Origin of the sequence: Polynucleobacter yangtzensis, assembly GCF_001595965.1 — a bacterium.
GTDB classification, from domain to species: Bacteria; Pseudomonadota; Gammaproteobacteria; order Burkholderiales; family Burkholderiaceae; genus Polynucleobacter; species Polynucleobacter yangtzensis.
On the sequence record NZ_LOJI01000040.1, the window covers coordinates 222,421 to 247,979 of the forward strand.

29 protein-coding genes are annotated in these 25,559 nt (G+C 45.9%); 16 read left to right on the top strand and 13 right to left on the bottom strand.

Annotated elements, in window-relative coordinates; translation table 11 throughout:
* Positions 1-14: 14 nt before the first annotated feature.
* Genes JaK3_RS09980 through JaK3_RS09995 form a run of 4 tightly spaced genes read right to left on the bottom strand, consistent with a single transcriptional unit; the run spans position 15 to position 3,651 of the window.
* Entirely contained in the window at positions 15-1,187 is a 1,173-nt protein-coding gene (locus JaK3_RS09980) for a methyltransferase (RefSeq protein WP_068324363.1), read from the bottom strand.
* Positions 1,188-2,042 (bottom strand): pirin family protein, encoded by an 855-nt coding sequence (locus JaK3_RS09985; RefSeq protein ID WP_068324366.1) that lies wholly within the window; start codon positions 2,040-2,042, stop codon positions 1,188-1,190.
* Positions 2,043-2,063: 21 nt separating this feature from the next.
* A complete protein-coding gene (locus JaK3_RS09990; RefSeq protein WP_068324369.1) occupies positions 2,064-2,615 on the bottom strand; it encodes a carboxymuconolactone decarboxylase family protein in 552 nt (183 codons plus the stop codon).
* 22 nt (positions 2,616-2,637) lie between these two features.
* Entirely contained in the window at positions 2,638-3,651 is a 1,014-nt protein-coding gene (locus JaK3_RS09995) for a tripartite tricarboxylate transporter substrate binding protein (RefSeq protein WP_068324373.1), read from the bottom strand.
* An 88-nt stretch (positions 3,652-3,739) separates the two neighbouring features.
* On the opposite strand from JaK3_RS09995, the gene JaK3_RS10000 reads away from it, so the two are divergent.
* The 5 genes from JaK3_RS10000 to JaK3_RS10020 are packed head-to-tail and all read left to right on the top strand — an operon-like array spanning position 3,740 to position 7,601.
* Entirely contained in the window at positions 3,740-4,522 is a 783-nt protein-coding gene (locus JaK3_RS10000; RefSeq protein WP_068324375.1) for a sulfurtransferase, read from the top strand.
* A 23-nt stretch (positions 4,523-4,545) separates the two neighbouring features.
* A complete protein-coding gene (locus JaK3_RS10005; protein WP_068324378.1) occupies positions 4,546-5,523 on the top strand; it encodes a D-2-hydroxyacid dehydrogenase family protein in 978 nt (325 codons plus the stop codon).
* A 19-nt stretch (positions 5,524-5,542) separates the two neighbouring features.
* Positions 5,543-6,088, top strand: coding sequence for a chromate transporter (locus tag JaK3_RS10010; RefSeq protein ID WP_082786435.1), 546 nt, complete (start codon positions 5,543-5,545; stop codon positions 6,086-6,088).
* Positions 6,089-6,090: 2 nt separating this feature from the next.
* Positions 6,091-6,606, top strand: a complete 516-nt coding sequence (locus JaK3_RS10015; protein WP_240480934.1) for a chromate transporter — start codon at positions 6,091-6,093, stop codon at positions 6,604-6,606.
* 17 nt (positions 6,607-6,623) lie between these two features.
* Positions 6,624-7,601 (top strand): Bug family tripartite tricarboxylate transporter substrate binding protein, encoded by a 978-nt coding sequence (locus tag JaK3_RS10020; RefSeq protein WP_068324384.1) that lies wholly within the window; start codon positions 6,624-6,626, stop codon positions 7,599-7,601.
* Between the two features lie 41 nt (positions 7,602-7,642).
* Here JaK3_RS10020 and crcB read toward each other — a convergent pair whose 3' ends face one another.
* From crcB to JaK3_RS10700, 4 genes are read right to left on the bottom strand one after another with little or no spacing between them, the layout of a single operon-like run.
* Complete coding sequence (gene crcB / locus JaK3_RS10025; protein ID WP_068324388.1) at positions 7,643-8,020, bottom strand: fluoride efflux transporter CrcB; 378 nt, start codon at positions 8,018-8,020, stop codon at positions 7,643-7,645.
* Between the two features lie 10 nt (positions 8,021-8,030).
* On the bottom strand, positions 8,031-8,810 hold the full coding sequence (ygiD, locus tag JaK3_RS10030; protein ID WP_068324392.1) for a 4,5-DOPA-extradiol-dioxygenase: 780 nt from the start codon (positions 8,808-8,810) through the stop codon (positions 8,031-8,033).
* Between the two features lie 9 nt (positions 8,811-8,819).
* Positions 8,820-8,957, bottom strand: coding sequence for a hypothetical protein (locus JaK3_RS10770; protein ID WP_012358215.1), 138 nt, complete (start codon positions 8,955-8,957; stop codon positions 8,820-8,822).
* Positions 8,958-9,001: 44 nt separating this feature from the next.
* Positions 9,002-9,169, bottom strand: coding sequence for a hypothetical protein (locus JaK3_RS10700; RefSeq protein WP_161484716.1), 168 nt, complete (start codon positions 9,167-9,169; stop codon positions 9,002-9,004).
* 28 nt (positions 9,170-9,197) lie between these two features.
* Here JaK3_RS10700 and JaK3_RS10035 point away from each other — a divergent pair, with 28 nt between their 5' ends.
* Together JaK3_RS10035 and JaK3_RS10040 are read left to right on the top strand one after the other, a co-directional pair.
* The gene (locus JaK3_RS10035) at positions 9,198-9,860 is read left to right on the top strand and encodes a site-2 protease family protein (RefSeq protein WP_068324395.1); all 663 of its coding nucleotides are present in this window, start codon (positions 9,198-9,200) and stop codon (positions 9,858-9,860) included.
* Positions 9,861-9,928: 68 nt separating this feature from the next.
* Positions 9,929-10,381: a c-type cytochrome gene (locus tag JaK3_RS10040; RefSeq protein WP_068324398.1), complete on the top strand. Its 453-nt coding sequence runs from the start codon at positions 9,929-9,931 to the stop codon at positions 10,379-10,381.
* Between the two features lie 17 nt (positions 10,382-10,398).
* Here JaK3_RS10040 and JaK3_RS10045 read toward each other — a convergent pair whose 3' ends face one another.
* Entirely contained in the window at positions 10,399-11,079 is a 681-nt protein-coding gene (locus JaK3_RS10045; RefSeq protein WP_068324664.1) for a cytochrome b/b6 domain-containing protein, read from the bottom strand.
* A gap of 43 nt (positions 11,080-11,122) precedes the next feature.
* Between JaK3_RS10045 and JaK3_RS10050 the strand changes: the two genes are divergently transcribed.
* Positions 11,123-12,328, top strand: coding sequence for an MFS transporter (locus JaK3_RS10050; RefSeq protein WP_068324401.1), 1,206 nt, complete (start codon positions 11,123-11,125; stop codon positions 12,326-12,328).
* 36 nt (positions 12,329-12,364) lie between these two features.
* Here JaK3_RS10050 and JaK3_RS10055 read toward each other — a convergent pair whose 3' ends face one another.
* Positions 12,365-13,306: a 3-hydroxyacyl-CoA dehydrogenase family protein gene (locus JaK3_RS10055; protein ID WP_068324404.1), complete on the bottom strand. Its 942-nt coding sequence runs from the start codon at positions 13,304-13,306 to the stop codon at positions 12,365-12,367.
* Positions 13,307-13,390: 84 nt separating this feature from the next.
* Between JaK3_RS10055 and JaK3_RS10060 the strand changes: the two genes are divergently transcribed.
* The 4 genes from JaK3_RS10060 (at position 13,391) to JaK3_RS10075 (ending at position 18,341) form a co-directional block, all read left to right on the top strand.
* Positions 13,391-14,320 (top strand): 2-hydroxyacid dehydrogenase, encoded by a 930-nt coding sequence (locus JaK3_RS10060; RefSeq protein ID WP_068324407.1) that lies wholly within the window; start codon positions 13,391-13,393, stop codon positions 14,318-14,320.
* A gap of 15 nt (positions 14,321-14,335) precedes the next feature.
* Positions 14,336-15,262: a dihydrodipicolinate synthase family protein gene (locus JaK3_RS10065; RefSeq protein ID WP_068324410.1), complete on the top strand. Its 927-nt coding sequence runs from the start codon at positions 14,336-14,338 to the stop codon at positions 15,260-15,262.
* Between the two features lie 31 nt (positions 15,263-15,293).
* Complete coding sequence (locus tag JaK3_RS10070; protein ID WP_068324411.1) at positions 15,294-16,244, top strand: TAXI family TRAP transporter solute-binding subunit; 951 nt, start codon at positions 15,294-15,296, stop codon at positions 16,242-16,244.
* 84 nt (positions 16,245-16,328) lie between these two features.
* Positions 16,329-18,341, top strand: a complete 2,013-nt coding sequence (locus JaK3_RS10075) for a TRAP transporter permease (protein WP_068324413.1) — start codon at positions 16,329-16,331, stop codon at positions 18,339-18,341.
* A 72-nt stretch (positions 18,342-18,413) separates the two neighbouring features.
* Here the strand turns inward: JaK3_RS10075 and JaK3_RS10080 are convergent, their stop codons facing one another.
* Positions 18,414-19,547: a mandelate racemase/muconate lactonizing enzyme family protein gene (locus tag JaK3_RS10080; protein WP_068324416.1), complete on the bottom strand. Its 1,134-nt coding sequence runs from the start codon at positions 19,545-19,547 to the stop codon at positions 18,414-18,416.
* 99 nt (positions 19,548-19,646) lie between these two features.
* Between JaK3_RS10080 and JaK3_RS10085 the strand changes: the two genes are divergently transcribed.
* Both JaK3_RS10085 and JaK3_RS10090 read left to right on the top strand, forming a co-directional pair.
* Positions 19,647-20,579 carry a 3-hydroxyacyl-CoA dehydrogenase NAD-binding domain-containing protein gene (locus JaK3_RS10085; RefSeq protein WP_276203359.1) on the top strand — a complete coding sequence of 311 codons (933 nt, stop codon included), beginning with the start codon at positions 19,647-19,649 and terminating at the stop codon, positions 20,577-20,579.
* 65 nt (positions 20,580-20,644) lie between these two features.
* On the top strand, positions 20,645-22,099 hold the full coding sequence (locus JaK3_RS10090) for a M23 family metallopeptidase (protein ID WP_240480935.1): 1,455 nt from the start codon (positions 20,645-20,647) through the stop codon (positions 22,097-22,099).
* 90 nt (positions 22,100-22,189) lie between these two features.
* Here JaK3_RS10090 and JaK3_RS10095 read toward each other — a convergent pair whose 3' ends face one another.
* On the bottom strand, positions 22,190-22,630 hold the full coding sequence (locus JaK3_RS10095; RefSeq protein ID WP_068324422.1) for a universal stress protein: 441 nt from the start codon (positions 22,628-22,630) through the stop codon (positions 22,190-22,192).
* 87 nt (positions 22,631-22,717) lie between these two features.
* On the opposite strand from JaK3_RS10095, the gene JaK3_RS10100 reads away from it, so the two are divergent.
* Entirely contained in the window at positions 22,718-23,119 is a 402-nt protein-coding gene (locus JaK3_RS10100; protein ID WP_068324425.1) for a DUF2177 family protein, read from the top strand.
* Between the two features lie 18 nt (positions 23,120-23,137).
* Positions 23,138-24,763 carry a SulP family inorganic anion transporter gene (locus tag JaK3_RS10105; protein ID WP_068324428.1) on the top strand — a complete coding sequence of 542 codons (1,626 nt, stop codon included), beginning with the start codon at positions 23,138-23,140 and terminating at the stop codon, positions 24,761-24,763.
* Between the two features lie 7 nt (positions 24,764-24,770).
* On the opposite strand, the gene JaK3_RS10110 is transcribed toward JaK3_RS10105, so the two are convergent.
* Positions 24,771-25,490 (bottom strand): sulfite exporter TauE/SafE family protein, encoded by a 720-nt coding sequence (locus JaK3_RS10110; RefSeq protein WP_068324431.1) that lies wholly within the window; start codon positions 25,488-25,490, stop codon positions 24,771-24,773.
* Positions 25,491-25,559: the final 69 nt, after the last annotated feature.

Genomic DNA, 25,559 nt, shown 5'->3' on the forward strand with positions numbered 1-25,559 from the left:
CTATTGTTGTGTTACTACTTTAGCTCTAAACGCCAAAGTGAAGTTACTTCTTTAGAGCGCGCTGCATGTAATGCATCCGTTTGATCAAACGCCTTATGATGCGTTGGCTTGGTATCAACGCGTGCGAGAACTTTTAAGTTTGCTTGCTCAATCCATTGAAGAAGTTCATCTCTTGATCTCAAACCCAAATGCTCAGCCAAGTCAGACAGAATTAACCAGCCCTCACCGTCATCGAGTAAATGATTCTTTAAGTTACTCAAAAAGCCTTTTAACATTTGACTCTCGGGGTCATATACCGCGTGCTCGAGAGAAGAACTTGGCCTAGCTGGCAGCCATGGTGGATTGCAAACAATGAGCGCCGCCTTGCCCGATGGAAACAAATCAGTCTTAAGAACATCTATTTGAGATTGCAAATCTAGACGTTCAATATTTTCTTGTGCACATGCGATTGCTCGTTCATCTAAATCCGTACAAACAATCTTCTGAATTCCTCGCAAAGCCAATACAACCGCAAGCACACCAGTGCCCGCGCCAATATCAAAAGCAGTTGAATTTTTCTTGATGGCGGCTGGTAGCGGAGTCTTTAATACCAACTCAATATACTCACCGCGTACAGGCGAGAACACGCCATAGTGCGGATGAATGCGAACCTCTTCATCATCTCTAGTAAGAACTTGCACACCCGTTTTGCGCCATTCATGGGCGCTTATGACGCCAAGCAATTCACGAAGGGAAATGACGTAAGGTTCAATCTGCTCACCATAAGCTTCGAGGCAAGCTTGGGCGACATCTGGAGCACGTCTTAAAGGAATGCTGTGATCTGCATTTACTGGAATTAATACCATCCCCAAAATACGAGCACGCTGTGATTGGGCAAGGCGGTGAAGATTGAATGTATCCAGCGGGCTTTTGGTTTTCTCTTTTGCCACCCGATTAGCTCTAGAGGATTTCTTGGAAGGCTTGTCTACTCTTCGCACCAAAGCCTGCAAAAGCTGTCGGGCATTCTGAAAGTCGCCCTTGTATAGCATTGCCGTGCCTTCACAAGCCAAGCGATAAGCAATATCAGCAGTCAGAGTGTCGTCTGCGATCTGAATCTTTTTATGGGGAGCAATACCATTTTCAGAGTGCCACTTGGCGCTATGTACTTTTCCGCCATCTTCCCAATGAAGAGTTGTTGATGAGGTCACCTAGGAAACCACAAAACGGTTATTTTGATAATCATCAATAGCCTGTTCAATCTCGGTACGGGTATTCATAACAAAAGGGCCGTATTGAACGATGGGCTCATGAAGTGGCAAGGCTGCCAAAACAATAAATTGCGCACCAGTAGCGCCTGCTTTCGCCTTTAAACGATCTCCATCTCCAAGAACAATAGCTGCCTGCTTTGGAACGGATCTCATGGGGCCACCAATTTCTAGATCGCCTTCGTAAACATAAACAAACGCATTGAGCTCTTTAGGAATGCGGTGCTCAAATTCAGCATTGGACGGCAAATGCACATCCAAAAATAAAGGGGTTGTAGTAATTCCCTGAATCGGACCTTGAATTTCATTTCCTTCATGGCTATAACCTCCGGCAATGACTTTCACTGAGCCACCACTTTCTAAAACAACCTTAGGAATATCTTCCATCTGAATATCTTTATACCCAGCCGCCTTCATCTTTTCTTTGGCGGGTAAGTTGATCCACAACTGAAAGCCGCGCATAGCGCCACTCACCTGTTGCGGCATCTCTGAATGAATGATGCCGCGCCCTGCTGTCATCCACTGCACTCCACCAGTCTTAAGATGGCCTTGATTTCCAAGGTGATCCTCATGCAGCATATGACCTTCTAGCATATAGGTCACCGTCTCAAACCCTCGATGCGGGTGGGCTGGAAAGCCTGCCACGTAGTCGTTTGGATCATTTGAAGAAAATTCATCGAGCATCAAAAAAGGGTCTAGCCTCACTTGATTCTGCCCACCAAGACTACGGCGCAATTTCACACCCGCACCATCAGAGGTGGCAATGCCAGGAATAATGGTTTGAATATTGCGGATCATGTTCGAAGTCTTATATTTCTTTTAAGCGGGTGGATGATCTTCAGGATTGACGTCTAGCGCGATTAAGAAGCGGGACACCATGTTGTAAGCGGCAATGACCGTTACCAACTCTACCGTATCAGTACTTCCTAACGCCTTTTGTATACGTTTCATCAACTCAGGATCTACCTTGATATTGCGCGTCATCTGAAAAGTGAGTTCAGCAGCATCGTTTTCTACTGGTGAATACAACTCTTTTGGGAAATTCGGTTGCCCAATGAGGCGCAAGCCTTGCACCTGTTCCTCTGTGCCACCCGCCTTCTTGAAAGGGGGTGCATGGTGAAAGAATTCATACTCGGCACCATTGAGCACCGCCACGCCACACATGGCCAATTCACGCAACTTGGGATCTAAAGATAAATTATTCCGAATCTCGCCAATAAAATGATTCCAGCCTTCTGCAATCGGAATGCTATGCAAGAGCATGCGGTCTAAATTAATAAACTGACCACCACGTCTTTTGCGTATAGCATCTACCAACTCAGCTGGTTCAGCCAAATCCATTGGCTGATACGGAATTAAACGTTCTGACATAAATCTCTCTTATGAATACTGCTTACTGAGCAGTTTCTTTAATGTTATTTTCAATGACAAACTTACCCCAAATACCAATTTGCTTGCCAATAAACTCTTGCGCAGCTTCAGGTGTGCCACCAACAATTTGAATACCTTGAGCCTTGAATTTCTCAGCAACAGCTGGAGTTTTTAGCGCCTTGTTTAAAGCCTTATTCATCGCATCCACTACTGCTGGCGGAGTTTTACCAGGAGCTAATACAGCCCACCATGCAGGCGCACTAAATCCAGGGAAGCCACTCTCAGAAATCGTTGGCACATTAGGCAAGGAGGGTGATCTCTTGGCAGTAGTAATCACCAAAGGAATAACCCCGCCACTATCGACGTGTGGCTTCACTAAAAATTCTGAGCCTACCGCCAACTCCACCTGACCACCTAAAGCATCTTGCATCAACGGGCCGCCACCACGATACGGAATGTGATTCCAATCAAAGCCTGCCTGTTTTGCTAGACGCGCCATTGCCAAATGCCCCAAGCTACCAATGCCGATGGAGCCATAGCTAAATTGCTTACCTGATTTAGAAAGATCCACCAACTGCTTGAAGCTAGTGATGCCTGATTTTTTACTGGCTACCAACACCATTGGTGAGGTACCAATCAACACTACAGGTGCAATATCTTTAATCGTGTCGTAGGGAAGTTTGTCTTTGAGGCTAGGGTTCACACCGTGCGTATCGAAGACCACTGCAAAGGTATAGCCATCTGCATCAGAACGAGTCATTGCGGACGTGCCAATTACTCCAGAGGCACCACCAATATTCTCAACAATGACGTTTTGCTTGAGCTCTGCCTGCAAAGCGGGTGCCAGTACCCGGGCAACCTGATCGACTGAGCCGCCTGGAGGGAATACGGCAATCAAACGAATTGGCTTTTGGGTGGGCCAAGCGCCCACTCCCGAGGTTTGGGCGCATACAAAGCCACTAAAGCCTAAAGTCATTAATGTGCTTAATAAGATGTTTTTAAAGGCTCTTTTGGCCATTTTTGCTAAATCCAGCATGGATTTCTCTCCTCTAAATAAGACCTCAAGGTTAACACCCCTGCAGCCTATTTGCTCGATAATGGTGGGGTAGCTAAGTGAGAGAAAAATGAAGTCGATTCTAAATATTGCAGCCTATTTATTTGTCAGCCTAGATGGCTTACCAGAGCTTCGCGCCAAGATGCTCGATGAATGCAATGCACACCAACTGAAAGGCACCATCTTATTAACTGGCGAGGGGATCAATATGTTCCTTGCTGGTAAAGCTGACGCACTTCGTGGGTTTTTAGACTGGTTGCGTCTTGATCCTCGCTTTACACCTCTACAAGCAAAAGAGAGCTGGTCTGAAGAACAACCTTTTAAAAAGATGTTGATCAAGCTGAAAAATGAAATTATTCGCATGAACCATCCAGCCATTCGGCCAGAAGAAGGTCGTGCCAACTTCATTAGCCCTAAAAAATTACAAGAGTGGTTAGATCGCGGCACCGATGATCTGGGTCGCCCAGTCGTCATGGTAGATACACGTAATGCCTTTGAAGTTGACTACGGCACTTTTGAGAATGCCCTGCATTTCAATATCGAAAAATTTACAGAATTTCCTGCGGCTATTTCCGCTCATAAAGATGAGCTTGCTGATAAGACCTTAGTTAGCTTTTGCACTGGCGGAATTCGCTGTGAAAAATCTGGTCTCTATATGCGAGAGATTGGTATGCAACATAGCTACCAATTAGAGGGCGGAATACTCAAGTACTTTGAAGAAGTGGGATCCGCCCACTATCAAGGCAGCTGCTTTGTTTTTGATGAGCGCGAAGCACTTGAACCTAATTTAGACTCCATTCCTATAGAGAATTCCATTCGTAAAAAACTGCGGATGAACTCTTCCACAGATTAACCCACTGAAAGCATTATTCATTCATGACCTCATTACCTAATATCGTTGTTCTCGGAGACTATGAGCGCGCACTACGCCGCTTTTCTAATTGGGACAAGTTAGATCAACAAGCCAAGCTGACTATTCATCACGAGCCCTTACGAGATGAAGCACTCTATGAAGCTGTTAAAGATGCCGATGCGATTGCTATCGTCAGGGATCGATCGCCTTTTAATGAAGCCATGATTGCGCGCCTGCCAAAGCTTAAGTTTTTAATGTTCACTGGTGAACGCAATGGCACTCTGGAAGCATCCGCTTTAGTTTCCAGAAATATCCCCATGGCATGCACTCCTGGCGGCCCTTCTAAAGAAACTACAGCTGAACTGACTTGGGCATTAATTTTGGGCGCATCTAAGCGTTTGATTGAAGAAAATAAATTGATTGCGTCTGGCGGCTGGCGTGATGCCATGTCCGTTTTACCCATGCTCTCAGGTGAACGTTTAGGCATCATGGGTTTGGGAGCCATCGGCAGCCGAGTGGCTCGTGTTGGCGCCGCATTTGGCATGGAAGTGGTAGCTTGGAGTCCGCGCATGACTCCAGAACGTGCGGCGGCTGAAAATGCAAAAGCAGTGAGTCTTGATGAGCTTTTGAAAACATCCAAAGTGGTATCCATGCATTTAGTTGCGGGTCCAGGAACCAAGGGTCTCATTAGCGCAGATCAATTAGCACTCATGCGTCCAGATTCCATTTTGATAAATACCTCACGCTCAGCGCTGATCAACATGTCGGATTTACAAACAGCGTTAGCAGCGGGCAGACCAGGTCAAGCTGCAGTAGATGTTTTTGATATTGAACCCCTCCCAGAAAAAGATGTGTTACGTAACACTCCAAATTTACTAGTCACACCTCATCTTGGATTTATTGCTGAACCTATTTTTGCCACCTTCTCAAAAGGAATCACTGAGACTCTGGAAGCGTGGCTAGAAAATAAGCCTGTGCCGCATCCATTTAAGCCACAGTAGGCTTTACTAGTTAACAATCATGCAGCAAAAAACACTGACTCCAAAACAGCTATTTATTGGCTTTAGCAAGATTGGCATGTCTGGGTTTGGCGGTGTACTTCCTTGGGCAAGGCGGACTCTGGTTGAGCGTGAAAAAATTCTGACCTCAGAAGAATTTAGCGCCATCCTAGGAATATGCCAAATCGTTCCAGGTCCAAACGTTGTGAATCTAGCTGTCTGTGTTGGATCTCGCTTTGGTGGTGCTAGAGGAGCTGTCGCAGCCGTTCTTGGACTCACACTTGGGCCGATAGCGATTGTGATGCTCTTAGCAACTCTGTATGAGCACTATAGCCACCTTGATACTGTCCAAGGAATTTTGCGGGGCATATCTGCGGTAGGTGTTGGGCTGATTGCCTCTACTGGTTTTAAGATGCTACGCGATGAGTTTCAGTATCCGGCGATGTTATTAGTTGTTTTGATCACCATCCTGGCGGCTACCTATTTTCATTTAGGCTTGGGCTGGGTAGTTTTAACAGCATCGCCATTGGCTATTTTCTTGGCGCGCAAAAAGGCTCTCAGAATATGAGCATGCTCTTAAGTTTATTTCTGAAGCTATCTGTGTTTTCCATGATTGCATTTGGTGGAGTCAATGCACTTTTACCAGAACTATTAAATTTGGCAGTCAATCAAGAGCAGTGGATAGACCTGCAAACATTTTCCGATTATTTTGCTATAGCCCAGGCTGCGCCAGGACCCAACTTTATGACAGTGACCTTGTTGGGTTGGCACATCTACGGCATCATTGGCGCACTGGTAGCCACCTTTGCCATAGTATGGCCCTCTTCTGTCTTGATCTTTTTCTTACAGCGCTTCATCTTGGGCATCAAAGATCCCGTTAAAAAGAAATCGATTCAATATGCAGCAGCAGCATTGGCAATTGGGCTAGTTCTATCTTCCGCATGGGAGATCGCCTTGCAAATTAACCACGGGGTTGCTGCATATCTCTTGACCATTACCACTATCGGACTGACTTTATTTACTCGCTGGCATCCCCTCTACTTAATTGCTATGGGTGGAGTATTGGGTGTGCTGGGATTTATTTAATTACCCCAAGGAAAAATATGAGAATCATTTCAAATATTTCTGCTTTCCTGCTGTGTTTATTTACTGTTTTCTCAAGCCCTATATTTGCTCAAAGCAATTACCCCAACAAGCCGATCAACCTTATTGTTCCCTACGGCGCAGGCGGAAGTGCAGATTCGAGAAGTCGTCAGCTTGGTCAAAAGATGAGTCTGATCCTCAAGCAACCTATTGTGATTGATAACAAACCAGGTGCCGGTGGGAATATTGGCACTGAGGCTATCGTGCGTGCAGCTCCTGACGGATACACCATCGGCATGGGTAACTTTGCGCCAATGGCTGTGAACAAAACCCTCTTCGGCAATTTGCGCTATGACCCCGAGATCGATTTAACTCCCATCATCCTAGTGGAAAAAGGTCCCTTGGTTTTGGTGGTTAATCCCAACTCCCCCTTTAAAACAGTCCAAGATATTGTTGTTGCAGCAAAAGCAAAGCCGGGTGTTCTCACATTTTCCTCGGGCGGCATTGGCGGAAGTCATCAACTTTCTGCAGAGCTGTTTGAGCTGAACGCAGGCATTCAGATGATTCACGTACCTTACAAGAGTGGATCTGCCGCATTGACTGATCTAATGGCCGGCAACGTTGATCTGATGTTTGATCAAATGTATTCAGCGGTTCCAAGTATTAAGGCGGACAAGATTCGGCCACTCGCCATTACTAGCAAAAAGCGCTCACCCTTACTTCCGAATGTTCCTAGCTTTGTTGAGTTGGGCTACCCAAAAGTAGAGGTTCTAAACTGGCAAGGTCTCATCGCGCCCAAAGGAACACCCAAAGCCATTATTGACAAGCTCAATGCTGCCGCAAATGAAGCACTCAAAGATCCTCAGCTACGTGAACTGATGCTCGCACAAGGTAATGAGATTGGCGGGGGAAGCCCCGCAGAATTTGCTGCTCTCGTTAAATCTGAAGCAAGCAAATGGAGCGCAGTAGTGAAAAGCGCGAACATCAAGCCAGAGTAAAGAACATTGATAAACATTAAAGGGGCTTGAAGCCCCTTTATTTATTTAAGCGCTTGGTAAGTCAGGATACCTAAGAAGGTAAGGACGAGTGAACCAACCAAATTCAGAAGAGCGGTACCTAAGGCCCATGTAAATTCACCGCGCTGCATAAAGCCAACTACTTCAGCAGAAAAACTAGAGAAAGTAGTCAGACCCCCTAAGAAACCCGTTACAACTAAAAGCTTCCACTCAGGAGATAGGTGTGGGTTATTGCCAAAAAAAGCTACTGCAACCCCTATCAAATAACCACCAACCATATTAGAGATAAAAGTCCCTAAAGGCAGAGCAGCTCCAGCACCAACAGTTAGAAAATTAAAAGACGCTCTCAATAAAGCCCCTAAACCGGCGCCAACGAAAATTGCAAAGATTGATAGCCACATAGTCTGTTCTTTATTGAATAGAGAAACCCAACATGCTAATTGAACTCATCTCGATGCCATCAGTATAGATTTTTACTTGCTCACCCTCTTCTTGTAAAGCTAAGGTATAGAGGGCAGGCCAATAATGTTCAGGGGTCGGTATCGACATATGAGCAGCATCACCATAGCGCTCCCAATCGATCAAAGACTCATGGTGATTAGCGCGTATCTCCGAGACGAAAAAATCATTGAAGTCTTTTGCCCAAGGATATGGCTGAGCATCCTCTTGCCAATGAATTGTGCGCAAGTTATGCACCACATTGCCGCTCGACAAAATGAGAATATTTTCATCACGTAATGGGCGCAACTGCTTAGCCAACTCGTAATGCTCCCGCGCTGACTTTGATCCGTCTAGACTCAACTGCACCACCGGTACATCAGCCTCAGGGTACAGATACTTCAGGACTGACCATGCACCATGGTCAATACCCCATTCGTTTTCTTCAAGCACTACCGGAACATTCAATAACTCTTGCACGCGGTCTGCTAATGCAGGACTGCCTGGCGCAGGATATTGAATATCAAAAAGGGCTTGCGGAAATCCACCGAAGTCGTGAATTGTTTTAGGTTTGGACATTGCGGTAACCCATACCCCGCGAGTTACCCAATGAGCCGAGATTACCAATATGGCATCTGGGCGTTTGAATGTTTTTCCTAGAGCAGACCAGGCCGCTGTAAAGCGGTTGGGCTCTATGGCATACATCGGACTGCCATGGCCAGCAAATACTGCAGGTTGGCGATGGCTAGTCATTAATGCAGATTAACCGAATACGTAACCTGTATGTGCTGCAACCAAAGCAAACAAAATAGCCAAGCTAGTAGCGGCGCCCAACATCACGATCAATGTAATGATCTTTTTGTTGATTTCTTCTTTTGATTCGTTATGCCATTCGTTCATGCTAAATCCTCTGTAAACACATTAATGAGTGGGGTAATTATCCACTATCGACCGCGACCAGCCTTGCGCATCATGCCTTTTCCCCCGCCAAAGCCTGCCTGAGGCCTTCCAGCAGGTCCAGATGGGCCTTTTGGGACGGGTGGGCGTGCTGGTGGCTTGGCAACTACTGCCTTAGCCGGGGTCTTTGAATCGGGTTTCTTTTCGTCAGTCACTTTGAGCTCCTATGGATATCATATTGCCATGATTACCGACTATTCTATCCAAGCTATCGCAATTAATGCGATTCCCCTGATTTTTGCCATCACCATTCACGAAGCAGCCCATGGTTATGCCGCCCGTCGATTTGGGGATAACACGGCCTACATGCTGGGAAGAGTCAGCCTTAACCCCGCTAAACATATAGACCCCGTTGGTACTATTTTGATCCCGCTGGTCTTGCTTCTAACTGGGTCGCCATTTTTAGTGGGCTACGCCAAGCCTGTTCCGGTAAATTTTGGACGCCTCAGAAACCCCAGAATTGACTCGATATGGGTTGCCTTGGCAGGTCCAGGCTCGAATTTCATTCAAGCACTGATTTGGCTCATCCTCTTGATTTGCTTAGTAGGTTTTGGAGTCACTGAAAAATTTCTAATCTCCATGTCTCAAGCGGGCGTCACCTGGAATTTGGGCTTATTGGTATTCAACCTGTTTCCCCTACCCCCTCTGGATGGGGGCCGCGTTCTAGCAAGCCTACTTCCTGCCCGTCAGTCGATTGCCCTTGGCAAGTTAGAGCCTTGGGGCTTTTTTATTGTGCTGGGACTCGTATTTACTGGGGTCATTAGCGCCTTATGGATGACTCCATTGATGAGCTTTTTTGAATGGCTCATCCTTTTGCTCACCAGCCCTCTCAGAATGATCTTTTAAGCAAGCGGAAAAGCATTTTCTGGGATATTCTGAATCCACGTAGCGCACCTCATATTAGGAGAACAATCATGAAACTACAAAAATTGGTTTTAGCAGGCACCGCAACTGTTTTGGCGATTGGCGCAGGCGTAGCTTATGCGCAATTCCAAAAACCAGAAGATGCCATTAAATATCGTCAGAGCGCATTTACGGTCATGGCAAACTCTTTTGGAAAAATTGGCGCAGTTGTTAAGGGCGAAGCGCCTTACAACAAAGATGAAGTTGCTAAGAATGCTGCCATTGTTGCGATGATGTCTACTTTGCCATGGCAAGCCTTTGGTCCTGGCACCGAAGGCGGCAAAGCACAACCAGCTGTCTGGTCTGATAACGCCAAATTCAAGGCTGCAGGTGACAAGATGCAGTTAGCAGTAGTAGATCTTAATAAAGCTGCTCAGTCTGGCGATCTCGAAAGTATCAAGAAAGCCTTCGGCGCAGCTGGCGCAACTTGCAAAGGTTGTCATGACGACTTCAAAAAGAAATAACCTAACTTTATTGGTATTTACTTCGTAATAAAGTAACCCACTACTACCGCGATTAAGCTAAAGAGCAGTAAAGCAAAACCGCGCTGTAGCCCTCCGTCATTGGAGGCTCGACCCAAGTCAGCAGGCAAGTATTTAGCCTCTTCGCTTGGGTCAATTTCTTTGTCGCCGCTGATCATTGGTTTAATAAGATTTTCACCTTTAAATTTTTTGTAGAACCAGATTGCCGCAACATGAATGGCAATCAATGTATAGATCACCACCTGATTGCCCTCATGAATCTGGGACAGAAATGAGCTTACCGAGCTCGATACATATTTTGCTAGCGGACCCTGAAAGGCAATCTCATCATCCACAAACAAACCCGTTGTAACTTGCACGCACAATACAAAAAGCAATGCGAACACAGACAATGCACCAACTGGATTATGACCAAGCACGCGAGGTGAACTCCCTTGCAAATAAGCAAGAATCGCCTTTTTACTCGGAAAGAAGGAGACAAAACGCGCGTGAGTAGAGCCAATGAAACCCCAGATTATTCTGAAGATCAATAAGCATAAAATGCTGTAGCCAAAATAGGCGTGCCATTGAATGGCATTGCCACCTATATTGACGCTAATAAAACTGCCAATAATGCAGAGCACTAACAACCAGTGAAATAAACGAATTGGCAAATCCCAGACGCGAATGATTTTCTTCATGTTTAAAGGATAACTCGCTTCTCCCTTAAAATGCTGAGAATTCATGAATCCCGGCAAAGCCTTTAGAACCTTACTGCTGTACCGCATCGGTGCAACACTCAGCTACCAAATTACGATGGTAGCGGTAGGTTGGCATCTTTATGAAATCACCAATAGCGTGGTGTCACTTGGACTCATTGGTCTTGCAGAGCTTGTACCCTACTTTGCACTTGCCCTTTATTCAGGACATGCAGTTGATCACTATTCGCGCAAATGGATTGCGGCCATTGCCTGCCTGATTCATATTGCAGTAGGTTTATTTTTAACCTGCATTGCGCTAGGTTGGCTTTCTCCACCAGTCCCATTGATTTACACCGCCGTTGCATTTATTGGTGTTGGGCGAGCCCTCTTAAGGCCATCCTATCAAGCGCTGTTTGGCCAGATCATTCCAAGAGATCAACTACCCAGATACACAGCCTATGCATCCTCTGCTTTTCAGATTTGTGTAGTGGCCGGCCCAGGACTGGGTGGACTCATGATTGGCTTTGCGGGTCTCGAATGGACTTACTTACTTGCTGCATTTTGTGGAGCAGTCGGTTTATACGGAATCACCTTAATTAACGCCTTACAAGAAAAGTCCAGCAACCTATCTGGTCACTTCTTGAAGAGTTTTTTGGAGGGCTTTCATTACGTCAGAAAACATGAGCTCATTTTGGGCATCATGGCGCTCGACATGTTTGCCGTTCTCTTTGGTGGCGCCGTTTCTATCCTGCCCGCATTTGTTAAAGAAGTTTTGAACGCGGGGCCAGAGACCTTGGGGATTTTGCGTGCCGCACCCGCAGCAGGCGCTGTGATTACCGGAATCTACTTAGCTCGACGCCCGATTCTGACGGATTCTGGCAAATATCTTCTTATCTCAGTTGCTGGATTTGGAGCGGCCATCATTGCCTTTGGTATCTCTAGCAATTTATGGCTATGTGCCCTCTTCTTATTTATTTCTGGATGCTTTGATTCTGTGTCAGTCGTGATCCGAGGAAGCATCATGCAACTGACAACACCGGATCATATGCGCGGCAGAATTAGTGCCATCAACGGAATCTTTATTGGTTCATCTAATGAATTAGGCGCACTTGAATCTGGCATTGCCGCCAGCATGATGGGCCTAGTACCATCTATCGTATTTGGTGGGGTGGCCACGATTGCAATCGTATTGATTACACATCGCCTTGCGCCACACCTGAGTAGATTACATTTAAAAGATATCGCTTAAAGTAATTTGATGCATTACTGAATTGCTAACTTGCCACTATTTAATCTCAGGCAAATCTTTCTGAATAATCTTCAGGCCAGCACGCAGGGCATCTTGATAGCGCTCACGCTCTGCTTTAATCGTTTCAGCAGTCCATGTGAAAAAGCCTTCACCAGTTTTCATTCCAAACTTTCCGCTTTCAATACGGTCGCTCAAACACTTCGCAATGGTAGGTGAATTATTTAGAGTGGGGTAAATTGTTGCTCCGCCAGCGCCATGCACCTCAAGACCAGCGTGATCTCTTTGCATAGCCGGTCCTGCTGCAATATAACGAAAGCCAAAGCCAAAGCGCACAGCTTTATCAATATCTTCAGGCGTACATATTCCCTCATCAACCATAGCAAAAGCCTCACGCGATAAAGCGTGTTGCAAGCGATTTGCTAAAAATCCAGGGAGATCTTTTTTCACAGTCACCGGCACCATGCCGCAAGCAGTCATTAATCGCGAAAGACTCTCACCAACCATCGGGGAAGTCTTTTGACCATAAACTACTTCCACACAGGGCACTAAATGTGCGGGCATAAAAAAATGTAGGCCGATCATTCTGGCAGAGGTTCTCAAGCCGCTCGCGATTTCGCTAATAGGGAAACTTGTACTATTGCTAGCCAATACTGCCTCTGGCTTTGCATATTTTTCTAACTTGGCAAATAGCTCGCGCTTAATATCTAAGCGCTCTGGCACACATTCAATCACCAGATCGATGTCCGTCCAATCAACCTCTTCTAGAGTTCCGGCAACAGTGAGTAAATGGGTACGATGCTCGTATCCCAAATCAGCCATCGTGTTGGCGAAGTAGTCGGGCAACAGCGCGCGTCTTTCGGTTGTTGGCTCGACTACCTGCACAGCACAACCACCACGCGCACATACTGCTGCAACGTCTGCACCCATAGTGCCGCCACCGACTATCACCACTTTGGTTTCGGCTGGTGTAAATAACATGAATGCTCTCCTAAAGGGTGCCGACTTTTTCTGAAAATTACTCTTACAATGGGGTCATTATTTCAATAAAAAAGCTAGTGAGACATGATCCCCGTCAATTCGGTGCTGCAGGTCGGCCATTTCCCTGAAATTATGCAGGCTGAGATAGATCGGCGCTTTACCCCTATTCATCATCCCGATCCGCAAGCTCCCGCTCCTGCTGGAAACTTTCAAGCGATTTTGATTCGCTCCAATACGAAGCTTCCGGAAGCGCTGGTTAAACAAATCCCTAGTATCCGCATGGTTGCAACCTGTGGTGTTGGTTACGACAACCTTCCTCTAGACTATTTAAAAGCAAACGGCATTAAGGCAAGCAATACGCCAGGCGTCTTAAACGACGCAGTTTGCGAACTAGCAGTCGGCATGATGCTTGCACTTTTGCGCCAACTTCCAGAGGCTCAGGAATACGTCAAGAGCGCTGCTTGGTCGAAGGCGCCCTTCAGAATCACCACCACCCTGGCTGGCAAGCGTGTGGGGATAGCAGGCATGGGTCGAATTGGTCAAGATTTGGCCGAACGCTTAAAGCCTTTTAAGGTAGAAATCGCCTATTCAGGGCCGAACAAAAAATCACTTCCTTACACTTACTATCGAGAAATCAAGGATTTAGCGAAAGACTGTGACATCCTATTTTTAGCTTGTCCTGCTACTCCTGAAACGAACAAGATGGTGAACGCTGCGGTACTTGAGGCTCTAGGTACTACCGGTTATTTAATTAACATCGCTCGTGGCAGCGTGGTGGATGAGGATGCTCTTTTATATGCACTGCAACATAAAAAGATTGCTGGCGCTGCTTTAGATGTTTTTGAAAATGAGCCCAATCCAAACAAAGACTTTTTAAATCTTGATAATGTATTGTTGACACCACATATTGGTAGCGCCACCTCGGAAACACGGATAGCAATGACCCAATTAGCTGTAGATAATTTAGAAGCCTTCTTTAAACAACAACCTCTTCCATCGGAAGTTAATAACTAGAAAAACGGAGCCAGCATGACGATCTCTCTGCACCCATCAACCTTACCTGCGGTGCTTTCCCCTGTACTTACACCATTTAAGGCAGATGGCAGCCCCGATGCTCCAAAGTTATTGAAGCAATGTAAATGGTTAGAAGCCAATGGTGTTGGTCAGGCCATCTTTGGCACAAATTCAGAAGCCAACTCGATGTCCGCCCCTCAGAAGATGAGCACTCTGACAACACTTATTGAGGGTGGATTAAGTCCTGAGCATTTGATGCCTGGAACTGGCGCCACATCGATCGATGCCACAGTCAACATGACACGCCATGCTGTAAATCATAAATGTGCAGGCGTATTAATGTTGCCTCCCTTCTATTACAAAGACGTTTCTGATGATGGCCTATTTGCTTACTTCTCTGAAGTGATTCAAAAAGTTGGCAGTGCTGCACTACAGATCTATATCTACAACATTCCACCTGTCACCAAAATTAATTTAAGCCTCTCTTTGTTAGAGCGCTTAACAAAAGAGTATCCAAAGACCATTGTTGGCATGAAAGATAGCTCTGGCGATTGGTCTTATACAGAGTCTGTTATTAAATTATTGGCGCCGCATGGCTTCCGCGTATATGCAGGTAGCGAAGTATTCTTAATGCGCGCCTTGCGTGCTGGTGGTGTGGGCTGCATCTCTGCTACTGCCAACGTGAACCCGAAAGCAATTGCCGATTTAGCTGCGCACTGGAGAGAGTCTAATGCTGATGAGCGTCAAGCCAGTCTAGATCAAGTACGTGGAATTTTTGCTAAATACCAAATGATTGCTGGCATGAAGACTGCTGTCGCTCATTACAGTAAAGATCCTGAGTGGCTCAGAGTTCGTCCACCACTCATGCAGCTAACCCCCGAGCAACAAGCTCAATTGCTCAGCGAGTTGCAACAAATCAAATTCAGCATGCCGGGCCTGTAATACAAATAATATAATTAACTAGGAGACAACAATGAAACTACTGAAAGTCATTGCTTTATCACTGAGCTTTTTATGCGCAAGCGTGAATGCTCAAAACATTTCTATTGCAACAGGCGGTACAGGCGGTGTTTACTACCCTATGGGTGGCGGACTTGCCTCAGTACTCTCCAGCAAAGTTCCTGGCATGTCTGCCACAGCAGAAGTCACTGGTGGTTCTGTTGACAACCTGAAACTGATTGGCACGGGCAAGCCTTATGTTGGTTTCTCAATGGCTGATGCTGCTAAAGATGCCACTAGCGGTGTTGATAAGTTCAAAGATAAGCCAATTGAAGTACGTACTTTGCTAATTCTTTATCCAAACTTGATGCATGTTGCAACAGTTGAATCGACTGGCATCAAAACTATGGCTGATCTCAAAGGCAAACGCGTAAGCACTGGATCTCCTGGCAGCGCTACAGAAGTCATGGCATTCCGTCTTCTTGAAGCAGCAGGCATCGACCCAACTAAAGACATCAAGCGCGAGCGCTTAAGCGTTGCTGAATCTGTGAACGCAGTAAAGGACCGCAAGATTGATGCATTCTTCTGGGTTGGCGGCCTACCTACTGCAGCGGTAACTGATTTAGCCAATAGCCCTGGCATGAAAATTGTCATGGTCGACACATCAGCTGAAGTTCCAGCAATGAATAAGAAATATGGCAACTTGTATTTCCCATCCCTCATTACTAAGCAGACTTATAGCGGCATGGCCAAAGACAATAATGTTGCTGCAGTTGCAAACCTATTGGTTGTAAATGCCTCTATGTCAGATGACGAGGCTTACAAAATTGTAAAAGCTGTCTTTGACAACCAACTCGAGTTAGTTCGTTCACATGCTGAATACCGCAACGTCAAACTGGATGCTCAAAAAGCAAATGCAACGCCAGTTCCATACCATCCAGGTGCCTTAAAGTACTTTAAGGAAAAGGGTGTCAAAGTAAACTAAGCCAGCATTTGTAGTCAGGGGTGAGTCAAACTCACCCTTTTTTGTTTTAAAGTAGCGCATAAATATAAATATATAGGTTGAGACATGAATCAAAACGTTATCGATAACGAAACCCAGGAAAAATTAGATGCCTTCATCAAGCAAGAGGAAGGCGACTCTAACGACTACAAGGGTCTACTGGCCAAGTTCATCACCCTAGTTGCAGTAGGTATGTCTTTATTTCATCTTTATGCGGCCTACTCGATTGTTCCGACCCAGCAGCTTCGTGTGATTCACGTTGCCCTCGTACTATTTTTAGTTTTCTTAAGTTTTCCGATAGCAGCTCGTTTTAAAAATCGCCTCATGATCTGGGACGTGCTATTCGCCCTTGGATCTGTAGCAATCGCCTATTACATCCTAGGCGGTGGCGATGATTTCATGGACAGAAATACTGCTCCTAACTCTACTGATGTGATTATTGGTATCGGTTTGATTTTGCTGATCCTAGAAAGCGTGCGCCGAACCAATGGCATGGTGTTGGTGACCGTTACTGTTCTGTTCTTGCTCTATGCCTTATTCGGCAACTACTTACCAGCACCCTGGACACACAAAGGCTATGGCCTCGATCGTTTGGTGGGTTACATGTATATGACCCTAGAAGGTATTTATGGCACTGCTGTAGATGTCTCTGCAACCCTCATTATTCTGTTCACCATTTTTGGCGCCTTCCTGCAATTCACAGGCGCAGGTAAATTCTTTATTGATTTCTCATTTGCAGCAATGGGCGGCAAATCTTCTGGCGTAGGCAGAACCATCGTGATGTCCTCATTCTTATTGGGTGGCCCATCAGGCTCAGGCGTTGCTACAACGGTTACCGTTGGCTCAGTTGCAGCTCCAATGTTAGATAAGGTGGGTTACGAAAAGAATGCAGCTGGTGGACTTTTGGCGGCTGGCGGTCTAGGTGCAATCATTTCACCACCAGTACTCGGTGCAGCAGCCTTCTTGATTGCTGACTTTTTGAAGATTTCCTATTTAGATGTGTTGTTGATGGCAACCATCCCAACGATTCTCTTTTATCTTGGCTTGTTTGTCATGGTAGAGATTGATGTTCGTAAATATGGCATGAAGAGCATTCAGTTTTCTTCAGCCGAAACTGCGTGGCAACTTACTAAAAAATATTGGTTCCACTTTTTCTCACTCATCTCCATCGTCGTTTTTATGTTGATGGGCTTCTCTCCAGTCATGTCGGTATTTTGGGCAACCGTAGTTTCTGCACTATCCAGCATGTTGCGCGAAGATACCGCAATCATTCCTTGGGCATGGTTTAAGGGGAAAGAACCCATTCTTAAAGGACTCTACAACTCGAACCTCACGAAGGCGCTTGCCTCTGGATCAACCGGTGTATTAGCGATTGCTGCTACCTGTGCTGGGGCTGGCTTGATCGTCGGTACCGTCACTCTGACAGGTCTTGGTCTGAAATTTAGCTCGATTGTGATTCAGTACGCTGGCGGATCTCTTCTGCTAACAACGATCTTTACCGCTTTAGTGGTTTGGGTGGTTGGTCTGGCTGTTCCAGTGACAGCTTCTTACATTATTTGCGCCGTGATTGCAGCGCCTGCTCTCATTAATTTGGGCGTACCTGCATTTGCTGCTCATATGTTTATCTTCTATTACGCCGTACTTTCTGAAGTATCGCCACCGACTGCACTCTCTCCATTTGCAGCAGCGGCGATATGCAAAGGCAATCCCTATAAGACCACTTTGCAAACTTGGAAGTATGTTGCTCCAGCCATCCTAGTGCCATTCATGTTTGTATTAGACAAGTCTGGTGTCAGCTTATTGTTGATGGGATCTACTACTGCACTTGAGCAAGCAGACTGGATGCAAATCGCCTGGGTCTCATTTACAGCTGTAGTCGGAATCATCTGCTTGGCTGGAGGACTACAGGGCTGGTTCATCGAGAAAACCAAAATCTTTGAACGCGTGATTATGGTGATCTCTGGAGTTGCTCTTGCCTACCCCTCTACTGAGGCAGACTTGATTGGCTTCATCGGATTTGGTTTGGTTCTGGTTACTCAAACCATTACGCATTTCAAACTCAATCCGCGATCATCTTAAGAAGCTCTCTCTTGAAAACAATAAAGCCCGCACTAGCGGGCTTTATTTTTAAGCAAGAAGGTACAACTCTACTTACGAGATCTTGGTCCAAGCAGCTTTGCCTGCGTACTTCTTTACAGCCGCTTCATCAAACTCAAATCCTAGGCCCGGGGTTTTATGCAATATCAGATCCCCATTTTTAAAGGTGAGCTGCTTGTTAATTAATCTACGGAAGTTGAGAACCTGGTCATCCAAAAAGAACTCAACAAAACGAGCATTTGGGGTAGCGGCTACCAAGGGCGCATGTAAATCATGCATCCAGTGCGGGCAGACTATGACGCCTTTTAAATCTGCATATGCGGAGATTCTTCTCCACTCGGTAATACCGCCACACACTGCAGCATCAGATTGCAAAATAGCAGCGCCACCTGCATCAATAAGCTCTCTAAAACGCCAACGTCCCGCTTCCATTTCACCAGTAGCAACGTTAATCTTCGTTTGACGAGCTAATGCAGCATGCAGATCGATCGCATCTGGTGAAAAAGGTTCTTCGATCCAGTAAGGGTTATAAGCTTCAAAACGACGCACGTACTCAAGAGCGGTTGGTAGATCACGCCAAGCATTGTTAGCGTCCAAAGTAAGCAAAACATCATCACCCACCGCTTTACGAGCCGCTTTAACTCGAGCCTCCTCTTCGGATGGAGATAGGCGACCTACCTTCATCTTCACTGCCTTAAAGCCCTGTTTGACGTAAGACTCCATCTCTTTGCCAAGCTTAGCCGGAGTCTTTCCTTCAAGGTAGTAGCCGCCACTAGCATAGGCCGGCACGCGATCATCCACCACTGAACCGAGGTATTGATGCAAGGGCAAGCCCACTGATCGTGCATTTAAATCCCACAGAGCTGTATCCAAAATAGAGATTCCACGCATTACTGCCCCTGTGCGTCCCTGCAAGATGGATTCGTTGTACATCTCCATCCAGAGACCTTCACTGCGGTGACTATTTTGACCAATCAGTTTTGGAGCCAATAATTGCTCTACGGCAACCTTGGCGATATCTCCGCCAGCGCTACCAACATAACAAAAGCCAATCCCTTCATTTCCATCCTTGCCGCGAACTTTCACTAGACAATAATGACGCTCAGAAACGGTGCGAGTAGAAAATGAGGTGACCTTGTCTAAAGGTACCGCTACAGAAGCAACTTGGATGGATTCAATAATCGGCATCTAAACTCCTTAATCAAAAAATGATTGTATCCAGAATTTAAATTGCCGGCAGGGGTCTAAATAAGGAATAATCGACTCATTCCTAATAGCATACGCAGGTTGAAAATGAGCAAAGTGGTTGTCATCGGAACGGGAACTATGGGTGTTGGCATTGCTGCTGGATTTTTAGCCAGTGGCGCCAACATTGTCATGCTGGGTCGCACCCCAGAGAAGGCTTTGTCCTGCCTCGACTCCATTAGGTCATGTGCAGATTCAATTAACACCGACTGGTCCAAGACAAATCTCTCATTACAAAGCGGTGACATTGAAATCTGGCAAGACTGGGATGATGTGGATTTTGTGATTGAAACAGTATCCGAGCAACTGCAATTAAAGCAGGACATCTTTGCCCTGCTAGACCAACGTGTTCCGCCTCACATTCCCATTGGTAGCAATAGTTCTGGCTTTCCTATCAGCGATATTGCAAATGATCTAGCAACAGCACATCGCATGTTTAATGCCCACTACTTTATGCCTGCACATATCGTGCCACTGGTAGAAATTGTTACAGGGAAACGTTCTGATTTAGCCTTGGCAGAAAAGCTCTGTCAGTTTTATCGCACCCACAGCAAGAAGCCGGTGCTAGTTAAAAAAGATATCCCGGGGTTTTTGGCAAATCGCATTCAGCATGCATTAATGCGTGAAGCACTCTCGCTTGTAGAAGAAGGTGTCGCCACTCCTGATGATATCGATACCGCGGTTCGCTATAGCTTTGGATTTCGCTACGCTGCAGTTGGGCCCATGACTCAAAAAGAAATCTCCGGCTGGGAAGGCATGACCTTAGCCGCAGAATTGATATACCCCTCCCTGTCTAATATTACTCAACCACCAAACTGTGTGACCAATTTAGTTAAAAGTGGCAAAACTGGCATCGCTAAGGGCGCTGGCTTTAAAGACTGGCCGACTCATGAGGCAAACCTAATGAAGCAGAAGTACGAAAAAAGGCTAAAAGCCGCCTTTGAAGTTCTGAAGATCGCGCCAGACCAAGATTAAATCTAATTTGTTGCAGCACAGCATATTTATTCGCCCACGCTTTCACATTATTAGATAATTGAGGGGTGAATACAAAAGCATCTTTTAGCTCCCTGTTCAGCAGGGCTGTCATTATTTTGTCTGGCTGCGCCTTTCTAAGCTCAACACCGGGCTTAGCTTATGCACAGAGCAAGCAAACTCAAAGTACTGGCCAGACCCGCAACAAGATCACAGTTCAAACCTCCAAGCAAGTTGGATTGAAGGATAAATCTGCGGGCTCGAACTCTAAAACTAGTAGCATGAGTCTTAATCCAGCCCTCTTTCAACGCAAAGCGCCAGATGAGCTCATGCTCGATAGCGATGCCAATCTTGACTATCGCGTAGCGCAAGGTTGTTTACGAAGAAGCTTTACCGAAGATAGTCTTCCCGCAAGTATTGGCATCAATAACAACCAATTTGCTGAATTCTTTAAGAATCAGACCAAAACATTTTTTGATCACATGCGTGGGGACTGCATCCCTTATGCGGTTGCTTTCGGTAGTCGCAATCGCTTTGACTCGCTCAGCATCATGAATGGCCCAATTCAAGACAGTAAGACTGAAGTATGGACATTTACACCCTCAGCAGTTGGTGGATTTTTAATTCAACAAGACTTACTTAAAGATGAATCTAAGCGTTTAACGGAGATTCGCATTCCCTTAAGAGACGTTCTATACGATCCCCGCAAAGTAAGCGACCAACTACCAGTTGAACTGGTTTGGGAATTGAATTCTCTAATTAAACAAATTTATCCAGAAGAAAATAATTCTCTCGAAAATACCAATAGCGTTGTGCGCTTAATTGTAGATTTTGGTGATCGTGAAAAATGGGCTCAGATTTGGGCTGCAGAAATCATTGATCCTGCCACTAAAGAAGTTTATGCAAACGCTTTTTGGGTAGAGCGTAATGACATCCCGGGTGGATTTTTTACTGGCTCAGGGGAATCTCTTGAGCGCTCTTTCTGGACTAACCCCTTAAGCTATCGCCGCATCTCTCGGGGCGTTGGCATGGTAAGAGCATCTTCAGGCAAGCGTAGCAAAGCACCTGCAGCAGCAACCAAATCTGCGCCTGCAACCCCCGCACCCGCTCCTAAGCAACGTTATCGCGCCCATATGGGCATTGATTACTCTGCGCCAACTGGCACGCCTGTCTTTAGTGTCGCCAATGGCAGAGTTGCTCACATTGGCTACAGCGGCGCATTTGGTAACTTGATTATTTTGGAGCATCCAGGCAATTACCATACCTACTATGCTCACTTAAGTAACTACAACGTCGAGCTCGAATTAGGCAATGAAGTGCGTCGCGGATTAGAGATTGGTTATGTTGGATCTACCGGCAGATCAACTGGACCGCATCTGCATTTCGAACTGAGAAAAAATGGTATATACGTTGATCCTTATGCGCCGAAGACTCAACTTGATTTATGGTCTATGCGTGATAACGAAAGTGGACAACTCACCAGAGAAATATTATTACTTGGCAGCCCCATTAAAAATAACTAAGTAAGATTGCTGGCTAGTGGTTTAAATTTAATTTACTTCAGCCAAACAAAAAGGGTCCTTACGGACCCTTTTTACTGAGTGTTGGGTGGATTAACCCAAAACTAATACTGGTAATTTTGAGTGAACAATGACTTCGTGAGTCTCGCTGCCCAACAAGACACTCTTGATACCTGTACGCTTATGGGAAGCCATCACAATCACATCTGCCTTCGCCTTTTTTGCCCCATCCAAAATACCTTCGGATAGGTTGCTATTTGCAATATGAAGACTCTTTACCTTGATACCAGCACCAAGTGCCGTCGTTGCCTTCTTAAATACATCTTTTGCATAAGCCTCGCAAACCTTAGCATGCTCTTTTTGTGAAATTCCATAGCCCATGGTGCTGTCTGAGTAGACCATTGGAGGCAGGGGATCAGAAACATAAACAAGAGTTACTGCGGCGCCATCTGCCTTAGCAAGTGCAGCAACCTTCTTCAAGGATTTTTTGCTGACATCCGAACCATCTACAGGTACTAATAAATGCTTAAACATGTTTACCTCCCCCTAAATTGGACTACTAACCTATTCTTTCCATCATAATGCTTATTATTAGCCTATAAAAGAAAAAAGGTAACTTAATTGCTCAAGAATTTTGCTATCTACGCCTCATTTTTAGTCACCCTAATCGCAATTGATTTGATATGGCTTTTAGGTATTGCAAAGAATCTCTATCGAGATCAAATGGGTGACTTAATGGCTAACGAACCCAAGCTTATAGCTGGACTTGCTTTCTACCTACTGTATGCCATTGGGGTCTGCATTTTTGTCATAGTTCCAGCGCTCTCAAAACAATCTTTGATATATGCACTGCAATATGGCGCCCTTTTTGGGTTGTTCTGCTACATGACGTACGACCTTACCAATCTTGCAGTCATTAGAAACTTTCCAACACAATTAGCTTTGATTGATATTGCATGGGGCAGTTTTGTAACAGCTGTATGTTCAGGTATTGCCTACTGGGTTGGTAGCCGTCTCTCATAGTGCATTTATATTGAGCTTATGTTTTTTCGCCCTCGACTATTAGACGCATTTAACGGATATAACCGCACCCTTTTCACCAAGGATGTACTGGCCGGTCTGACGGTTGGTATTGTTGCGCTGCCATTAGCCATGGCCTTTGCAATTGCCAGCGGACTCAAACCAGAGGCCGGTATTTTTACCGCCATTATTGCTGGCGGCCTCATCTCACTGTTGGGCGGCAGCCGCGTTCAAATTGGCGGTCCAGCAGGTGCCTTCATTGTGATTGTTTATGGCATCGTCGAACGCTACGGTGTGCCGAATCTATTACTAGCAACTGCTATGTCGGGAGTATTTTTATTTCTGATGGGTGTGTTTCGACTTGGAACGCTAGTGCGCTTTATTCCTATAGCAGTCATTATTGGCTTTACGAATGGCATTGCTTTCTTGATTGGCTTATCTCAAATCAAAGATTTCTTCGGACTCCAGATTGAAAAAATGCCTGCCCAATTTTTCCAATCTATTCATACACTCTATTTAGCTGCCGATACTTTTAATCCTGTAGCTCTTGGCTTGGCCAGTGGCAGCCTTGCTTTATTAATCTTTTGGAAGTTGTTTCAGAATCGCCTGGGATGGCTATCGCATCTTCCCGGCACAGTAGTAGCCATGGTTGTGGCGACTATTGTTACCAGCACTTTTAACTTGCCGGTCGATACTATTGGCAGTCGCTTTGGCGGCATCCCTTCTGGACTTCCTTCTTTTGAATGGCTACCGGTCAGCTGGGATAACGCGCAATACATGGTTGCACCAGCCTTAACACTAGCGTTACTGGGCGCAATTGAATCTTTGCTTTGTGCCCGTATTGCTGATGGTCTCATTCATGATCGCCATGAATCAAATCAAGAATTAGTTGCGCAAGGTATTGCCAATTTCACCATCCCCTTCTTTGGTGGCATGCCAGCAACTGGCACGATTGCGCGCACCGTTACCAATGTTGAAAGCGGTGCCACTACTCCGATTGCCGGTCTTGTTCACGCCGCAACCTTGCTGATCATCGTCTTGTTTGCTGCACCGCTCGCTAAAAATATTCCACTAGCTAGTCTTGCCGCCATCTTGATGTATGTCGCCTGGAATATGGGTGAATGGAGAAAGTTTATTGATCTCAAGCAGTTCCGACTACCATACCGAATCACCATTCTCAGCGTCTTTATTCTTACAGTTGTACTGGATCTCACCATCGCCGTTCAGGTTGGTCTGCTTTTGGCTTTTATCACTTTTATTTACCGGATCTCTAGCCTATCGCGCTGTGAGATTGCTTTAGCGAGCGATTTCCCTGGACTAGGTAACCAGCAAGGCCGCATTGATGCTTACCGCATTCATGGGGCAATCTTTTTTGGCGCAGTCAAACTGCTAGAAAAGATTGAGACAAACTTACCGTCTGACACCCTCTTACTTGATTTGAAAAATGTAATCTATATCGACACTTCAGGCATGGATACGATCATGGAGCTTGCGCATCTATGCAAGATTCGCGATATCCGCTTGCTCATTTGTGGCTTGGCACATCAACCGCTTGAGATGGCTGAACGCAGCAACTTCATTGCTACGCTTCCGCCTGACTCTTTCTACCCTGACCTAATTTCTGGAATTGAAGCGGCGACAACTTAAAGGCGGCTTAAGAAATACAGAAGCCACCTTTTAATAAAGCTTCTGGCAAAACCCAAGCGCGGTATAAACCAAAGCCTCCCGCAATGAGCAAAAGCGAGGCAGCTAAATAACGCACCCAACGATATTGTCCAAACTGGGTGAGTGCTGCAGAAAATTTAGAGATCAATAATAGGTTAGGTAAGGTCCCCAATCCAAAGGCCAACATCAGCCCAGCACCAGTGAGCACATCGCCTGATAAAAACGCCAGAGGCAAAACGCTGTAGACCAATCCACACGGCACTAAACCCCAAAGCATGCCGCTAAACCAACGCGACGGACCGCTTGCCATACGCCCCAAGTATTTAGCCCAGTAAGCGGCAATTTTGGAGCTGATCCACTTACCTCCCAGCAAACCTTCTGATGAGCCCGCTTTTAAAAGACGAATGCCCATCAGTATCAAAATAAGAGAGGTTAGAGCAAACAAGGGTCGCTGAATGGGAATCAGATTTTGCTGCCAAACCACAACCCCCAAGGCAGCGGCAAGAGCACCCAAGAGAACATAAGTAGTTACGCGTCCCAAATGCATGATTAACTGCAGGTAAAAAAGCTCGGATTTGGGCCTTAATGGGGTCTCCAAAGCAATGGGTCTCTCGATGGCTGCAGCTATACCCCCGCACATCAGGGCGCAGTGCCAGCCGCTCACAAGAGCGCCTAAAAATATGGCAATCAGTAGGCTAGAAGTTAGCATCCGCTATCGAAATAAAGGTTAAAAAACGGGATTCATTACCCATATAGAATAAACTGACTGCATAATTAG

Excerpts from the sequence above, each read along its gene's own strand:
- JaK3_RS09985 (WP_068324366.1), bottom strand. The coding sequence starts at position 2,042 with ATGATCCGCAATATTCAAACCATTATTCCTGGCATTGCCACCTCTGAT.
- JaK3_RS09990 (WP_068324369.1), bottom strand. The coding sequence starts at position 2,615 with ATGTCAGAACGTTTAATTCCGTATCAGCCAATGGATTTGGCTGAACCA.
- JaK3_RS09995 (WP_068324373.1), bottom strand. The coding sequence starts at position 3,651 with ATGCTGGATTTAGCAAAAATGGCCAAAAGAGCCTTTAAAAACATCTTA.
- JaK3_RS10000 (WP_068324375.1), top strand. The coding sequence starts at position 3,740 with ATGAAGTCGATTCTAAATATTGCAGCCTATTTATTTGTCAGCCTAGAT.
- JaK3_RS10005 (WP_068324378.1), top strand. The coding sequence starts at position 4,546 with ATGACCTCATTACCTAATATCGTTGTTCTCGGAGACTATGAGCGCGCA.
- JaK3_RS10010 (WP_082786435.1), top strand. The coding sequence starts at position 5,543 with ATGCAGCAAAAAACACTGACTCCAAAACAGCTATTTATTGGCTTTAGC.
- JaK3_RS10015 (WP_240480934.1), top strand. The coding sequence starts at position 6,091 with ATGCTCTTAAGTTTATTTCTGAAGCTATCTGTGTTTTCCATGATTGCA.
- JaK3_RS10020 (WP_068324384.1), top strand. The coding sequence starts at position 6,624 with ATGAGAATCATTTCAAATATTTCTGCTTTCCTGCTGTGTTTATTTACT.
- crcB (WP_068324388.1), bottom strand. The coding sequence starts at position 8,020 with ATGTGGCTATCAATCTTTGCAATTTTCGTTGGCGCCGGTTTAGGGGCT.
- ygiD (WP_068324392.1), bottom strand. The coding sequence starts at position 8,810 with ATGACTAGCCATCGCCAACCTGCAGTATTTGCTGGCCATGGCAGTCCG.
- JaK3_RS10770 (WP_012358215.1), bottom strand. The coding sequence starts at position 8,957 with ATGAACGAATGGCATAACGAATCAAAAGAAGAAATCAACAAAAAGATC.
- JaK3_RS10035 (WP_068324395.1), top strand. The coding sequence starts at position 9,198 with ATGATTACCGACTATTCTATCCAAGCTATCGCAATTAATGCGATTCCC.
- JaK3_RS10040 (WP_068324398.1), top strand. The coding sequence starts at position 9,929 with ATGAAACTACAAAAATTGGTTTTAGCAGGCACCGCAACTGTTTTGGCG.
- JaK3_RS10045 (WP_068324664.1), bottom strand. The coding sequence starts at position 11,079 with ATGAAGAAAATCATTCGCGTCTGGGATTTGCCAATTCGTTTATTTCAC.
- JaK3_RS10050 (WP_068324401.1), top strand. The coding sequence starts at position 11,123 with ATGAATCCCGGCAAAGCCTTTAGAACCTTACTGCTGTACCGCATCGGT.
- JaK3_RS10055 (WP_068324404.1), bottom strand. The coding sequence starts at position 13,306 with ATGTTATTTACACCAGCCGAAACCAAAGTGGTGATAGTCGGTGGCGGC.
- JaK3_RS10060 (WP_068324407.1), top strand. The coding sequence starts at position 13,391 with ATGATCCCCGTCAATTCGGTGCTGCAGGTCGGCCATTTCCCTGAAATT.
- JaK3_RS10065 (WP_068324410.1), top strand. The coding sequence starts at position 14,336 with ATGACGATCTCTCTGCACCCATCAACCTTACCTGCGGTGCTTTCCCCT.
- JaK3_RS10070 (WP_068324411.1), top strand. The coding sequence starts at position 15,294 with ATGAAACTACTGAAAGTCATTGCTTTATCACTGAGCTTTTTATGCGCA.
- JaK3_RS10075 (WP_068324413.1), top strand. The coding sequence starts at position 16,329 with ATGAATCAAAACGTTATCGATAACGAAACCCAGGAAAAATTAGATGCC.
- JaK3_RS10080 (WP_068324416.1), bottom strand. The coding sequence starts at position 19,547 with ATGCCGATTATTGAATCCATCCAAGTTGCTTCTGTAGCGGTACCTTTA.
- JaK3_RS10095 (WP_068324422.1), bottom strand. The coding sequence starts at position 22,630 with ATGTTTAAGCATTTATTAGTACCTGTAGATGGTTCGGATGTCAGCAAA.
- JaK3_RS10105 (WP_068324428.1), top strand. The coding sequence starts at position 23,138 with ATGTTTTTTCGCCCTCGACTATTAGACGCATTTAACGGATATAACCGC.
- JaK3_RS10110 (WP_068324431.1), bottom strand. The coding sequence starts at position 25,490 with ATGCTAACTTCTAGCCTACTGATTGCCATATTTTTAGGCGCTCTTGTG.